Source organism: Nonomuraea salmonea, from assembly GCF_042428605.1.
In the GTDB taxonomy this organism is placed as follows: Bacteria; Actinomycetota; Actinomycetes; order Streptosporangiales; family Streptosporangiaceae; genus Nonomuraea; species Nonomuraea salmonea.
This window is the reverse complement of sequence record NZ_JBHMCF010000013.1, coordinates 26335-40444: the sequence shown is the minus strand read 5'-3', so window position 1 is coordinate 40444 and position 14110 is coordinate 26335. Positions and strand designations below refer to the sequence as shown.

Annotated in this window: 13 protein-coding genes; 8 read left to right on the top strand and 5 right to left on the bottom strand. The window is 70.3% G+C overall.

Going from position 1 to position 14110, the window contains the following annotated elements; all coding sequences use genetic code 11:
- Positions 1 to 119: 119 nt before the first annotated feature.
- A complete protein-coding gene (locus tag ACFFR3_RS18105; RefSeq protein WP_379483474.1) occupies positions 120 to 4064 on the top strand; it encodes an ALF repeat-containing protein in 3945 nt (1314 codons plus the stop codon).
- Positions 4065 to 4141: 77 nt separating this feature from the next.
- On the opposite strand, the gene ACFFR3_RS18100 is transcribed toward ACFFR3_RS18105, so the two are convergent.
- Positions 4142 to 5023 (bottom strand): helix-turn-helix transcriptional regulator, encoded by an 882-nt coding sequence (locus ACFFR3_RS18100; RefSeq protein WP_379483473.1) that lies wholly within the window; start codon positions 5021 to 5023, stop codon positions 4142 to 4144.
- Positions 5024 to 5181: 158 nt separating this feature from the next.
- Between ACFFR3_RS18100 and ACFFR3_RS18095 the strand changes: the two genes are divergently transcribed.
- Genes ACFFR3_RS18095 through ACFFR3_RS18080 form a run of 4 tightly spaced genes read left to right on the top strand, consistent with a single transcriptional unit; the run spans position 5182 to position 8281 of the window.
- Complete coding sequence (locus ACFFR3_RS18095) at positions 5182 to 5322, top strand: hypothetical protein (RefSeq protein ID WP_345390760.1); 141 nt, start codon at positions 5182 to 5184, stop codon at positions 5320 to 5322.
- A gap of 18 nt (positions 5323 to 5340) precedes the next feature.
- Entirely contained in the window at positions 5341 to 5874 is a 534-nt protein-coding gene (locus ACFFR3_RS18090) for a MauE/DoxX family redox-associated membrane protein (RefSeq protein WP_345390757.1), read from the top strand.
- A gap of 25 nt (positions 5875 to 5899) precedes the next feature.
- Positions 5900 to 6403, top strand: a complete 504-nt coding sequence (locus ACFFR3_RS18085; protein WP_379483472.1) for a thioredoxin domain-containing protein — start codon at positions 5900 to 5902, stop codon at positions 6401 to 6403.
- 6 nt (positions 6404 to 6409) lie between these two features.
- The gene (locus tag ACFFR3_RS18080) at positions 6410 to 8281 is read left to right on the top strand and encodes an ABC transporter ATP-binding protein (RefSeq protein ID WP_379483471.1); all 1872 of its coding nucleotides are present in this window, start codon (positions 6410 to 6412) and stop codon (positions 8279 to 8281) included.
- Here ACFFR3_RS18080 and ACFFR3_RS18075 read toward each other — a convergent pair.
- Positions 8173 to 8655: a S26 family signal peptidase gene (locus tag ACFFR3_RS18075; protein WP_364377229.1), complete on the bottom strand. Its 483-nt coding sequence runs from the start codon at positions 8653 to 8655 to the stop codon at positions 8173 to 8175. The two genes, ACFFR3_RS18080 and ACFFR3_RS18075, sit on opposite strands and share 109 nt — an antisense overlap.
- 9 nt (positions 8656 to 8664) lie before the next feature.
- Entirely contained in the window at positions 8665 to 9534 is an 870-nt protein-coding gene (locus ACFFR3_RS18070) for a DUF4132 domain-containing protein (protein ID WP_345390745.1), read from the bottom strand.
- 50 nt (positions 9535 to 9584) lie between these two features.
- Here ACFFR3_RS18070 and ACFFR3_RS18065 point away from each other — a divergent pair, with 50 nt between their 5' ends.
- Both ACFFR3_RS18065 and ACFFR3_RS18060 read left to right on the top strand, forming a co-directional pair.
- A complete protein-coding gene (locus tag ACFFR3_RS18065) occupies positions 9585 to 9959 on the top strand; it encodes a hypothetical protein (RefSeq protein WP_345390742.1) in 375 nt (124 codons plus the stop codon).
- Between the two features lie 247 nt (positions 9960 to 10206).
- Positions 10207 to 12264: a hypothetical protein gene (locus ACFFR3_RS18060; RefSeq protein WP_379483470.1), complete on the top strand. Its 2058-nt coding sequence runs from the start codon at positions 10207 to 10209 to the stop codon at positions 12262 to 12264.
- Here ACFFR3_RS18060 and ACFFR3_RS18055 read toward each other — a convergent pair.
- The gene (locus tag ACFFR3_RS18055) at positions 12227 to 12682 is read right to left on the bottom strand and encodes a hypothetical protein (protein WP_364377223.1); all 456 of its coding nucleotides are present in this window, start codon (positions 12680 to 12682) and stop codon (positions 12227 to 12229) included. The genes ACFFR3_RS18060 and ACFFR3_RS18055 overlap by 38 nt on opposite strands.
- A gap of 95 nt (positions 12683 to 12777) precedes the next feature.
- Between ACFFR3_RS18055 and ACFFR3_RS18050 the strand changes: the two genes are divergently transcribed.
- Positions 12778 to 13056, top strand: a complete 279-nt coding sequence (locus ACFFR3_RS18050) for a hypothetical protein (RefSeq protein ID WP_345390730.1) — start codon at positions 12778 to 12780, stop codon at positions 13054 to 13056.
- A gap of 19 nt (positions 13057 to 13075) precedes the next feature.
- Here the strand turns inward: ACFFR3_RS18050 and ACFFR3_RS18045 are convergent, their stop codons facing one another.
- Complete coding sequence (locus ACFFR3_RS18045) at positions 13076 to 14014, bottom strand: fructosamine kinase family protein (protein ID WP_364377220.1); 939 nt, start codon at positions 14012 to 14014, stop codon at positions 13076 to 13078.
- Positions 14015 to 14110 lie beyond the last annotated feature (96 nt).

Sequence of the window (14110 nt, the reverse complement as noted above, 5' to 3'; positions counted from 1 at the left end):
CTTGTCCGGTCTTCCGGCACCGTGTGACACTCCGCAAGCTGATCGTTCTTCAGCGCTTCCCCTGTGTGCGAATCCTCGACTGGCGACGGAGGCTGAGTGTGCGTACCTGGAGACCGACGATGAGGGGACGGGCGCGCTTAGGGCCGGCCCGCCGGCGAGCGGCGATCGCGACCGTCGCCGCCCTGACCCTGCTGACCACCCTGTTGCGGGTGCCGCCGGCGCACGCCGACCAGCAGGCGGAGCCCGACCGTTCGCACGTGGTGCTCGCCTGGCAGGAGGGCGGCCCGCAGGTCCGATCAGCGGCTGAGGCGGCGCTGCTCGGCCCGGACGAGCAGGTCAGCGCGTTCCTCACCGAAGGATGGGAGGAGGCCAGGCGCCAGGACGAGCGCGACAGCCTCACCAACGTCATCGCGAACGGCGGCCCGTCCCTGCGCGCCAAGGCCCAGGCCGCCCTGGACGCCGACGCGGCGGGCGACCGGGACGCGATCAGCACGTTCCTGACGAGCGGCTGGCAGGCGCCGGCGGACATCGACCTGCGGGTGTCGGTCAACCAGCTGATGAGCGAGGGCGGCGAGCAGCTCAAGCAGGCCGCGCAGGACGCCCTGGACTCGGGGGACAGCGAGAGGCTCGAGAAGTTCCTGGAGTCGGGCTGGCGCACGCAGTGGAACACCGACCAGCGGCTGCGCGTCAACCAGGCCATCAAAACCGGCGGCGAGAACGTCCAGGCCGAGGGCCAGAAGGCGCTGGACGCGGGGACCCCGGAGGCGCTGGAGGCGTTCTTCGCCTACGGCTGGGCGGTGGCGTCGGCGCGCGACGACGAGACCGCGACGCTGGAGGAGCTGCTCCAGCAGACGGAGGCGGCCGGCGTGGTGGCCGAGCAGGAGACTGTCAGCGCCACCGCCGAGGCCGCCCGCGCCGAGGACGCCGCGCAAGCGGCCCGCCGGTCGGCGGCGGAGGCCGCGGCGGCCACCAAGGCCGCGCGCGAGAACGCCACAGAGGCGAAGAGGCAGGCCAAGCGGGCCGCGGTCGCGGCCGAGAAGGCGGCGGACGCGGCACGCGTGGCCGTGCAGTCCGCGGCGGCGGCCAACCGGGCGGCCCGTGCCGCCGCCACCGCCGCGGCACGGGCCGCGCAGATGGCGTCGAAGGCGAACCAGAGGGCCTCAGAGGCGTACCGGGCGGCGGCCTCGGCCTCCGTGGACGCCGACAAGGCGGACACCGCACGGCAGGCGGCGGGCGCGGCCATGCGGATCGCCCAGGAGACGGAAGAGGCCGCACTCAAGGTGACCGCGGCGGCCAAGGCACTGGAACAGGGCAAGAACGCCATCAAGTCCGCCAGGAACGCGGCCGAGCACGCCGTGCAGGCGGCCGTGGCCAACGACGAGGCAGTCAGGTGGGCCCAGGCCGCGGGGGCCGAGGCCGGGGAGGCGGTCGCCGCCGCGGCGCGGGCGCGGGCCAACGCGGAACGGGCCGTCAGGGCGGCGCGGGCGGCCGAGAACCATCTCCAGACGGCGCTCGACGCGGCGTACAAGGCACGCGACGCCGCCCAGCGGGCGGCGGCCAACGCCAACGCCGCGGCCGTCGCGGCGCTCGACGCCGCCAAGCACGCCGGCGACGCGGCGAAGGCGGCCGAACGCGCCACCGCGCACGCCAACGCCGCCATCGACGCCGCGCACGAGGCGCTGGAGACCGCGACGCAGGCGAACGCCGTGTACGAGGCGGCGCGCGTCGCCGACGCCGAGCGCCTGGCGGTCGCCAAGGAGGAGGGCCTGGAGAACGCCAGGGTCGCCAACGTCACCTACGAAAAGCAGCAGCGGCTCGCCGACTGGGACGCCGACCAGGCCGCCAAACGGGACGAGGAGACCGACCGGCTCATCGCCGTGGCGAAGAACCCGGCCACCGAACGAGCCGAGGCGGTCGCGGCGGCCCGCAAGGCCGCGCTCAACCTGGCGAGCGGCCAGGGCGCCTGGACCAGGGAGTCGGCGCTGGCGGCGCTGGGCAGCCCCGACGACCTCGTGCTGGAGTTCGTCCGTACCGACCTGGCCGAGGCCGTGGCCCAGGACAACCGGCTCGCGGTGATGAGCCTGTCGATCTCCGAGGACGACGACCTCGCCGCGGCGGCCAAGACCGCGCTGGACGGCGACGACACGGCGGTCGCGACCTTCCTGCGCACGCAGAACTACCCCGGCCGCTACAGCGCGGACCGGCTGAAGGTCAACCAGATCCTGTCCGCCGCCCAGGAGGCCGGCGACGTCGTGCTGGCGGAGCGGGCGCAGCAGGCCTTGGACGCCGAGACGCCGCAGGCGCTGCGGGACTTCCTGGAGACCGGCCGGTACACCGCCGAGGCCATCGGCAACCGGGTGCGCGTCAACCAGATCCTGGCCGACGAGGACAGCGGCCCTGAGCTGAAGGCCGCCGCCCAGGTCGCTCTGGAGGGGCCCGCGCCCGGCCTGCGGATGTTCCTCGACACCGGCCGGTACACCGCGGCCGAGCGGGACTACGAGAGCGCGACCCACCTCGCCGTGGTGGCCGGGCTGCTCAAGAAGATCCACGAGGGCGCGGAGACCGCCCTGCAGCACGCGTACGAGGCGCAGCGCGTGGCGGCCGAGGCCCGTGAGGACGCCGGGCAGGCCGCGTCGTACGCCCAGCAGGCCCTCGACTCGGCCAAGCGGGCCTCCCAGTACGCCCAGCAGGCCGCGAGCCACGCCCAGCAGGCCGCCACCTCGGCCCAGAAGGCGTCACAGTCGGTCAGGACCGCCCGCGAAGCGGCGACCAGGGCCAACACCTCGGCCCGCAGTGCCGTCCGGTCCGCCACCTGGGCGATCACCTCGCAGCAGAAGGCCATCCAGGCCGCCAACCGGGCCGGCAACGCGGCCAGGACGGCGCACAAGGAGGCGCTGCGAGCCGGTTCCAACGCCAAGGCCGCCCTCGCAGCGGCCGCGGCGGCCTCCGACGCGGTGCGCGAGGCCGCCATCGTCCAGGCTTACATCTGCGCCGACACGTACAACACCACGCCGTTCGAGGACCTGGAGAAGCTCTACGGCCAGGAGGGCCAGTACGTGCAGAACTGCGCGGACAACTACCTGGGCTCCTCCGAGGACCTGGCCGTCCGGGCGTACATCAACTCCGCCTTCTGCGACATCTACGACAAAGACGGCCAGGACTACCAGAACTGCATCAATTCCGTCCTGGATCCCGGGTTCCAGGTGACGCAGAGCCTCAACGTCACCTTGCGGGCGATCCAGTACGGCAACGCGCTGATGCTCGCCGCCGGCATGCCCGCCCTCATCGGCTGCGCCGTCACCTTGGTCTGCGGCACGGTGATGACGATCGGCGAGGTCGGCCTGGAGATCTACCGCCTCGTCATGGGCGACCAGTCGCTGGGCAAGACGCTGCTCAACATCGGCACGATCGCCCTCACCGAGCTGGCCTTCTACGGCGTCGGCAAGCTGATCAGCGGCGGCCTCCGCGCCATCAAGAACGCCGGCAAGGCGGCTCTCGGGAGATCGACGGCGTTGTCCGAGGTCCGCATCGGCTTGATCAGGAACCGCCACCAGCTGGTGCTCGCCGAAGTGCAGGCCATGCTCAGGGGCGACTACAGCACCGGCAAGAACACCGCCTTCTTCTGGTCCGGCCGTACGGAGACGGGACCCGAGCAGTACCGCAACGCCGGCCCAGAAGAGGCCGCGGACATCGCGAGGGAGGAGGGCGGCACCACGCTCGAGATGCTCATGGACGGCCGCGGGATCCCGCAGGCGAACGCGAAGAATCCGGAGTGGGACCCCGCCGAGATGCCGTGGGACAAGATCAAGGAGGAGGTGGACCAGGCGTGGGACCGCATCTCCCTGCTCTACGCCCGCAACGCCTCCGGCGAGGTGAAGGTGGTCCTCGGTCAGAGCCTTCGTGAGGACGCCGTCTGGTTGCGCCAGGAGTGCGGTGCACTCCTTGCCAACCCCCACGTCACCAAGATCACCGCGATCGACCTGGTCACCAAGGTGACTAGAGAGATCACCAAGAAGTCCGAGTGCGTCCCGATCACCACCTCGTCGGTGTCCCTGGCCGCCTGACAGGGGCGTCTGGCACGGGGGCCTGGCAGGGGCCGCGTGGCCGTCGCACGACCGGCCACGCGGCCCTGTTGAGGTGGTCAGATCCAGCCTTGCTGCTTGGCGAGGAGGGCGCCCTGAAAGCGGTTCGCGGCGCCCAGGCGTTCCAACAACGCGGCCACGTGCCGCCGGTACGTCCGCAGGCTCACCCCCATCTCCCTGGCCGCCACCTCGTCCTTGCGGGTGCTGGCCAGCAGGTACAGCACGCGCCGTTCCCGGGGGGTGAGCCCGGGGGCGGGGCAGGGTTCGAGGTCCTGGGCGTGTGACCAGACGCGTTCGAACAGGTCCGCCATCGCCGCCACCACCCCCGCCTGCGAGATGAGCAAGGCGCTGTCGCCGCCGGGCTCGCTGGGGACGAAGACCACCGCGCGATCGACGATCACCAGCTGCTGACCGTCGTCGTCCACGAGCCGGTGGTGGTCGCCCGAGCGGTGCAGGGCGCGGCAGTGATCGAGGAACGCCTGGTCCAGCACGCTCTTCCTGGAGACGATCGTGCGGCGGCGGGTGGTCTCGCCGGGCCTGGGCAGGTCGACGGACCGGTGCATGGCCAGCACCTCCTGGGCGTCGAGCGCCAGGGAGCGGATGCGTTCGGCGACCCGGTCGGCGCCGTCGATCTGCTCGATCGTCACCGTACGGCCCCGCCCGCGCTGCCGCGCGCTCAGCAGGTGCACCGCCTCCCACGCCGCCGAGATGCGCCGCTGCTGCGCGTGCGTCTCCAGGAGCCGGCGCCGGATCAGCCGGCTGACGCCGATCTCCGGCTCGACGGCGACGGGGTGGCCGGCCGCGTCGAAGCGTACGAGGCCGAGCGCCGCGAGCCGCTGCAGCGCGGCGGGCACGCCGTCCGATGTCGTCTCGTGGCCGCTCAGGAGGTCCCGGTACACGCATTCCTCGAAGTCGGTCAGTCCGAGACTGCTGAGGCTCATGTGGCTCCCGATGGACGAGTGACAACAAGCTGCCGGGCACGGCAGGTTGCTGTCGGCCCTGACCGCTTCTGTCAGTTGATCATCCGTGGTTATTGTCCAGGTGTCGGCGCTGATCACCCAAATCGCGTACGTCGGCGCGCACATCAAGGAGGACCCCTGTGTTCCGTGCACTCAACGAGCTGAGCGACCGCCTGCTCAGCAGGTTCCTGCCCACCACCACCGCCGAGGCCGAGCCCTGCTGGTGGACCGACACCGGCATGCGCTGCTGCATCTACGCCGGCAAGACCTACTGCCGCTAGTAAGACCGGATCGGCAGCATGGAGTACGTCGCGCTGGCCGCCCGCTGCACGCTGGGGATCGTCTTCCTGGTGGCGGTGGCGGGAAAGGTGCGCGGGCGTGCGGCCTTCGAGGCGTTCCGGCGGTCGGTGCCGGCGCTCGTCCCGCTGCCGCGGGGCCGGGTGCCGGCCGCCCTGCCCGCCGCCCTGCCTGCCACGGTGGTGGCCCTCGAAGCCGCGACGGTGCTGCTGCTGACCACGGAGTTCACGGCGCCGGCCGGGCTGGCCCTGGCCGGCGCCGTGCTCCTGGCCTTCTCCCTCGGGATCCGGCACGCGCTCCGCGCGGGCTCCCGGGCGTCCTGCAACTGCTTCGGCGCCTCGTCGGCGCCGCTGGGCCGCAGGCACCTCGTACGCAACCTCGCCCTGATCGCCGTGGCCTGCACCGGCCTCGCGACCTCGTACGCCGGCCCGCAGCCGCAGCTCGCGGGAGCCGTGCTGGCGATCGCCGCCGGCGGCCTGATCGCGCTGTTCGCCGTCTTCACCGACGACCTCGCCGACCTGTTCACGGCGAAATGACGCTCCTCACCGCAAAGGGTCGCCGATGTCCTTCCTCGTGGCCGCCGTCGTCTTCGTCGGCGTGCTGAGCGCCGTCAACCTGTTCCTGCTCCTGGCCGTGATCCGCCGCCTGCGCGCGCACGCGAACGTCCTGAAGCACGTCACCGCGCCACCCGCCTTCACCCCGCCGGGCACCAGGCTGGCGGGCTTCACCGCGCCCGTCACGTTCACATCGGCGGCGACCGTCGTCGGCATGTTCTCCACCGACTGCTCCGCCTGCGACGAACACCTGCCCGTGTTCGCCGAACGGGTCCGCCACCTGGGCCGCGACCGCGTCGTGGCGCTGGTCGTGGGCGGCGGCCCGAAGGAACAGACCTTCACGGCCGCACTCGAGGACCTGGCGACGGTGGTGACCGAGGAGCGCGACGGGTCCCTGTACACCGCGTTCGGCCGCCCCCCGTTCCCCGGCTTCTACCTCGTGGACGCCGAGGGCACCGTGACGGCCTCCGCGCACTCCACGGACGAGCTCCCCATCCCCGCGACCGCCTGACCCCGCATGCTGAACCGCATCCGCGTCGCCGCCGCCCTCGCCTGGGCCGCCCACCCGGCGGCCGCCGCGGGCGCGGCCGTGCTCGGCGTGCTCACCGGCGTGGCCCCGGTCGCGACCGCCTGGCTGACCAAGCTGGTCCTCGACGGGCTGGTCAGGGGCGATGGGTTCGCCGCGCTGGCCCCGACGGCCGCCGGGCTCGCCGTCGCCGGGCTGGCCCTCATCGTGCTGCCGCACCTGGCCGACTACGCCAAGGCGCAGCTGCGCAGGTCGCTGCGGGTGCTCATCTATGACCGGCTGTTCCGCGCGGTCAACCGCCATCCTGGGCTGAGCCGCTTCGAGACGCCGGCCTTCCACGACACGCTCAGGCTGGCGTACGACGCGAGCCACAACGCCCCCGACCGCCTGGTCATCGGCGCGCTGGCGATCGGCCAGGCGATCATCACGCTCGCCGGCTTCGCCGCCAGCCTGGCGGCCGTCAACCCGCTCATGATCGCGGTCATCGTGGTCGCCGCGCTGCCCTCGGCCCGCATCGAGCTCATGCTGAGCCGCAGGCGCGCCGAGGTCATGTACGACATCACGCCCGCCATGCGGCGCCAGGTCTTCTTCGGCGACCTGCTCACCCGGCCCGAGGCGGCCAAGGAGGTGCGGCTGTTCGGGCTGGGCGACTACCTGCGTACCAGGATGCTCGACGAGGTGCGCGGCATCAACCGGGCCGAACGCGACGTCGACCGCCGCGCCCTGCGCAGCCAGGGCGCGATGGCGCTGCTCGGCAGCGTCGTGGCGGCCGGCGGCCTGCTCTGGGCGATCATCAGCGCCGCCGCCGGGAGTGTCAGCGTGGGCGACGTGACGGTCTTCGTCGCGGCGGTCGCGGGCGTCCAGGCGGCGCTGACCGCGATCGTCAGCCATTGGGCGGACGTGCACAACGCGCTGCTGATGTTCGGCCACTACACGGACGTGGTCGCGGCCGAGCCCGACCTGCCGGTGCCGCGCGAGCCCGCCGCGCTGCCCGCGCTGCGCCAGGGCATCGAGCTGCGCGACGTGTGGTTCCGCTACAGCGACGAGCACCCCTGGATCCTGCGCGGCGTCGATCTGTTCATCCCCTCGGGCCGGACGGTCGCCCTCGTCGGGGTGAACGGCGCGGGCAAGAGCACGCTGGTCAAGCTGTTGTGCCGGATGTACGACCCGACCAAGGGCCGCATCACCTGGGACGGCGTGGACCTGTGCGACGCGAGCCCGGCCGACCTGCGGGCCAGGATCGGCGCGGTCTTCCAGGACTACATGGACTACGACCTCACCGCCGCTGAGAACATCATGCTCGGTGACCTCACCGCGGAGCCGAGCCGGATCCGCGACTCGGCCAGGCGGGCGGGCGTCCACGACACGATCGCCGCGCTGCCGCGCGGCTACGACACCATGCTCAGCCGCCTCTTCGGCGACCGGGACGACCAGTCGGGCGTCTCCCTGTCGGGCGGGCAGTGGCAGCGCCTGGCGCTGGCCCGCGCGTTCCTGCGGCAGCGCCAGGACCTGCTCATCCTGGACGAGCCCAGCTCCGGCCTCGACGCCCAGGCCGAGCACGAGGTGCACACCAGCCTGCGCGCCTACCGGGGCGACCGGACGAGCGTGCTCATCTCCCACCGGCTCGGCACCGTACGCTCCGCCGACCTCATCGTGGTGCTGAGCGAGGGGCGGATCGCGGAACGCGGCACGCACGACGAGCTCATGGCCATGGACGGTGAGTACGCCCGCCTGTTCACGTTGCAGGCCACCGGCTACGAGACCGCACCGTCCGGCACATCAGGAGACGACGGACCGGGCGACTCACGACCGGGGGACAGCGTCCGCACGACCACGCCGAGCACCCGGTCGGCCGGCAGGTAGCCGTAGACCCGCGAGTCCGCGCTCGACGTGCCGTCGCCGACGACCACGAGCGCCCCTACCGGCACGCGATCGCCGGGCCGCGCCTCGGCCGCCGCCGCCACGTCACCGGGCACCGGATCGCCCGGCACCGCGGTCACCCGCTTGATCGCCCACGGCGGCGCCGGCGGCCCCGTGCCCCACCCCGTGGGCCGCGTCGACTCGAACACCACCACCTGGCCCCGCCGCACCGCCGCGGTCCTGCGTACCAGCACCCGATCACCAGGACGGAACGTCGGCGCCATGCTCACGCCGCTCACCCGCACGACGACGAGAGCCCGCCGCGCGACGACCGCGAGGACGGCGAGCACCGCGACGGCGCCGAGCACGTACCACACGCCCTCACCCTAGCCCGACAGCTGGCGGGTGATGGAGGGGTCGGTGATCGCGGTGTCGTTCGCCAGCAGGAACGCCTTGCTGAGGATGAGCGCCAGCCGCCCGTCCTCCTCGAACGGCAGGAACAGCCCCGGCTGGAAACCGCGCGCCGAGACGATGCAGAGGTAGGCGTCGTTGGGCTCCATGAGGATGTTCGCCGACCCGAGGTGGATCTTGTACGTCCGCAGATCACCGCGTACCACCAGATAGCGGTCGGTGAGCGTGCACCGGTCGGCGATGGCCGTGCGCCCGATGAGGCGGGCCAGCGCGTCCTTGCGCACCTCGGCCGAGGGCGTCAGCGGCGCGAACGGCCCCGCCTCCCAGTGGTCGCGCAGCCGGTCGGGCCCCTGACCCGCCCACTGCGGGTCGAGAGTGATGGAGGCGACGCCCACGAACAGGTCGATGTCCCGCATGCCCTCGCTGAACACCAGCGGCGGCACCTCCCTCAGCGGCACATCACGCCAAACGCCGCCGCTCCTGCGCTGGAAGCTCGCCCGGCCGATGTCGGCGTGGACCTCGTCCGCCAGGTAGTGCTCCAGCGTCGCCCGCCACTCGCCGCCCGCCATGACCCGGTGCGCGTCGCAGTCCTCCTCCCAATGCCCCTGGAACTTCGACGTCCAGCCCCGATCCTTGAACAACGCCCGCAGCCGCCGATAGTGCACCACCTGCCCCTCGAACCGGCTGGAGTGAACGCCGGACGCCTCCTCGGCGGGCGTCAGCAGGTAGATCTCGCGGAAGGCCTGCTTGAACGGCTGGCGCAGCTCCTTGTCCTGCACCACCTCCCGCCAGCCGTGCACCTCCGCCACCGACGCTCCGGCCGGATGCCACAGCCGCACCGGCACGTCGGGGACGCACGCCTGCCCGGGAACGTTTCCACGTGCCCTAGTTGGTGATGTACAGGACCGCGGACCGACAGCATCAGCTCCTGGATCTGCTGTTCTCCAGGTCAGACCTCGGTGAAGTGAGGGACGGGCGCTTCGAGCTGCTGAATCAGGGCGCACAGGACATCCGTGCTTATGACGTGGTGAAGGACATTCAGCGGGTCGAGCGGTTCGTTGATGGGCGGCCAGGGTGGAACGGCGCTGTACTGGTTCTCCCCAACGATCCCGGCTACTGGTCTCGTCCTGGGCAGGGCTGCCGTACGAACGCGGACGCCTTTCGGATCTACGAGGGCCAGGAAATCATGGGCAGACGAGAATGGGGCCCTCACACCGGCTTGGGCACGATGAAGGGCCGCAAGGCAGCCATCGAAGTGCGGGATGATTAGGCGTGCCGATGGTCCGACTACTCCTCCCTTCCCGGCCAGCGGGGCAGATCTCGACTACTCACCCTGAGCATCATCTGATCATTACGACTGGTGCAGCGATGGGGACCGGGCGCCTGAGTCATATCCTGCGAAGCCGCTGTCGAATGCACGACCATCAGTCGGCGAATATGCCGAAAGGGTCGATCGATGCTGGTGTGGCTGGTTTTGCTCCTACGCTGAGGGCGCTGCCAACAGGCGGGAGGCGATCATGAGCATCACGCCGCCGGGTACCGGTCCACTTTCTCCTGACTACAGCGGGCTCGATCCCGAGCTCATGGAGAGGTTCATCACCACGTTCAAGAGCGGTGGAGATCGGGTCGGCGAGGAGGCCGGGGCGCTGCGTCGCATCCTGGAGCAGGCGGGACTGCCTACGGCGGATCTGCAGCCGCTCGCCGCCACCTTGATGTGGCTGGATATAAAACTGCCCGAGCTGCGCCGTCGTGCCCAGACCGCCAGGGCGGCGAACGCCATCACCCCGTGGCGGACCGGTCTGCTGGCGTTCGACGACAGTCGGCTCATGTCTCAGAGCGAGGCCAGGAAGAAGGGGACGGAGCTGGCTGAGCGGTTCAGGGACGCGAGATCGGGTGCCGGACCGCTGATGAATCGGCCCCACGATGAAGAACTCGCCGCTCTCATCGCTGAGCTGGACGACCATCGGGACGACCCTGATTTCGCTGCGGCTTTCTTCGCCGGGCTGGGTGTCGACGGCACGCTCGCTATTGCCGGCAAGCTGCGGCAGGGCATGCGTGACCCGGAGAAGGCGATCGATGTGGTGAGCCGCGCGTTCGGTACCGCGGTGCGGGGTGGGGACGTCGTCTCACGCGGACACACTGAGCGGTCGGCTGTTTTCACCGGTACGGACATGCCGGGGTTCGCCAAACTCAAGAACGAGCTCGCGCGCGGGCCCGGACTTCCCGGCGATCGCTCGCTGGGATGGCTGCTGCGGGCGGGCGACTTTCCGCCCGAGTGGCTGGCCAAAGTGGTGAAGGCGCATGCCTTGACGCCGGACAGCCGGCTCCAGGGTAAGGAGATGGCGGGTTATCTGGCCGCGCTGGGCAACAATCCCGCCGCCGCGCGGCTGGCCATGGCCGCGGTGCGCAAGGACGGTGTGCCGTTGTCGGCGCTGCTGCGCGACCTCGTTTGGCGGACCCGTCGAGAGGTGTCGTCTGGTCCCGAGGCGGCGGACGCCTTTGGGCGGATGCTCGCGGCCGCTGCGGGAGCTTATGACGAAAAGGATGGGGCGCACTCGTCCAGATCGGCGAGATTCGCCTTCGACCTCATGCGGGCGCTGCCCGACCTCGCCAACCCCAGCGCGGCCGAGCGACAACAGGGCATCAGGGCCTTGAACCTCGACGACGCGACCAGGAAGCACCTGGCGGAGATCGCCGGCGCGTACGCAACGGAGATCACCGAGGGTGCGAACCTCGGCGACGCGAACCGTACACAGGGCAGTGCCTTCGGCCCGGTGAAGACGGTCGTGCCGGGGCTGAACCCAACCTTTCGGTTGTCGCCCGAGGACACGTACGCGTTCGTCAAGCTGTTCGCCAACTCACCGGCCACCATCGCGCCGTTCGAGGAGGGCATGGGCAAGCTGACCGATCGGCTCATGGCCGCGGCGGCGAAGGCGGACGGCGGGCGGGGCGTTGAGCACCTGGAACGGGCGATGAAGGCGCTCGGCTATACGGCGGGCATGCAGTTCGCTGCGGAACGGGCCGTGCAGGGCCTGCTCGATGAACGGGACAAGGAGTTCCGCGAACAGCAACTCGCCAAGCTCGGGTTCTTCATCAACGTGGCGGGCGTGCCCGTGGCGTTGCAGGGGCAGCCACTCTGGATAGCGGCGACCACGATTGCAGGATCCATGCTGAGCGACCTGACCGAGGTCGACAAGACGCGACTGGACGCCCTCGATGACAAGACCAGGCTGGCAGCTCTGGCGAGAGGCAGGTGGCTGGTCGATGTGCTGACGGCCGGCGGGTTCGAACCTCAGGTGTCGGCGGCGGACGAACGGTTCAACACGCCGCCGATCGTCGACGAGAACGGAAAGCTGCTGCCCTTCGAGAAGATCGCCCAGAGTAAGGAAGGCCTTCGCAACCTCAACAACTGGCTGATCGCCAACGGATCCGGCCTGACGGACAAGAGTCGCATCGGCGAGGCAACGAAGCAGTTGGATGTGATGTTCCGCGGGGCCAAGGACGCGGCGGAGGACGAGTGGAAGCGATTCGATGAGCTCAGCCGGGCGGAAGACAATCCGTCTCGCCGCGGATGACCATGACATGCTCGGCCGGTGACGACAGCACGATGTGTGTCTTGTATTCCTTGTTGACGAGATCCTGCACGGTGGGCTGTCCGGGCGCATTCAATTCATATTCGGCGACGATATCGAGGGCGCCGACCATGACCAGGAGCATCGAGTTAGGATCTCCTGATCCGATGTCATTTCTTGCTGTGGCAGCGTAGGTGCGTTTGACCTTGCCCTCACCGCAGGGGACGTCTCTGCCGCCCGGATCGGTGACCTCGATGGTCTTGGCCTGAGCACCTTCGAGGGTTCGATTGATGTGCTCCTTGAGTGTCGCACCGGCTTCGGCGGCCGTTGGCACTTCCGGATCGTTCGACCCACCGCATCCGGCCAGCACGAAGAGCGCAACCCAGGACATCAAAACCACGCGCCATGCCGGAATTATCATCGATTTGCCTCCGAAGGCAGGCCGGTACCCCGGACAAGTCTCATAATGGTCGGTAGGTCATTGCAACCCATTCAACCAATTCCCTTAGGAAGCCGATGGCTCCGGTACCCAACCCGCGCCACGCGGAGTTGCAGCAGCTCATCGCCCAGGCCAGGGCGCACGTGGACCGGCTGGAGACGGCGCTCGACCCTTCCTGCGAGCAGTTCACGGGCCAGGCCATCTGGGTCGGTCGCACTGCTCAGGGCTTCGCCAGGGAGTTGACCGGGCATCGCACTCGGATACGAGCGGTGGCCCAGGCGGTTCTCGAGACCCTCGAAGAGGAAATGCGCCGCACACCAACCGAGGTGACACCAGATCAGGCCAGGAATGCGTAGCGGCCACCTTGCCGGGTGGCTACGTGGTCGGCTCGGGGGCTGATGTCGTGTGGTGTCCGCTCGGCTGGTTTTTGGGGCGGGGGCGGAAGGGGGCGAGGGTGGTGCGGACTATGTCGGCGGCGCCCCAGTCTGGTGTGAATTGGGCGATGACGGCCAGGTGTTGGCGTAGTTGCAGGATGGGCATGCGGTTGCGCCAGTCGGTGTCGAGGTTCGTCAGGTCGGCGTACAGGTCGAAGAATGCGCGTGCTTCCGGCGGTGGGGCCGTGGTCCAGAGGTGGGCGAGGTCGACTTCGGCCCAGGTGTACGACACTGCCGGGTCTATCAGTGCGGGTTGGCCATCAAGGGTGGACATGACGTTCTGTGTCCACAGGTCGCCGTGGGTCAGGCAGGCGGGGCTGGGGGGCAACAGGTCGGGGAGGCGGTTGCAGAGGCGTTCGAGTGCTGCTCGCTCTGCGGGGCCGAGGGCCTGCTGGACGCGGGGTTCGGTGAGCCAGCGCAGCAGGCGGTGCTGGGCGAAGAAGTCGTAGCCGTCGTCGGTCCAGGTGTTGATCTGCCGGCGGCGGCCCAGCCAGTTGTCCTGGTGCCAGCCGAAGCGGGGGTGGCGGGTGGTGGTGTGCAGGTGGGCGAGTGCGTGCGCGAACTGCTCCCAGAAGGCCTCGGTCGTCGGGCGGGGGTGCAGCGTGGACAGTACGAGCACGTCGCGGTCGGCGAGGATGATGTCGGGGGTGGTGATGCCGCCTGCCTCACGTAGCACGGTGAGGCCTTCGGCTTCTGTGGCGAAGACGTCGTCCGCAGGCGGCTCGGTGAACGCCTTGACGAACACCGACGTGTCGTCGCCGCGGCGGGCGAGGCCTGCGGTCGCGGCGAGGCCTCCGGTGGCCGGCTCGACCGCGGTGATGTCGGTCAGGCCGGCCGCGTGCAGGCGTTCGAGCAAGAAGGACCCCGGCGCAGTAGACATGAGGTCATCTTGCCTGGTTTGTGGCGGCAACTAGGAGAAAGTCGCTTATATGGCAGCGGCGGCCCAGGTGGGGTCTATCGCGCGACAGCTTTGATC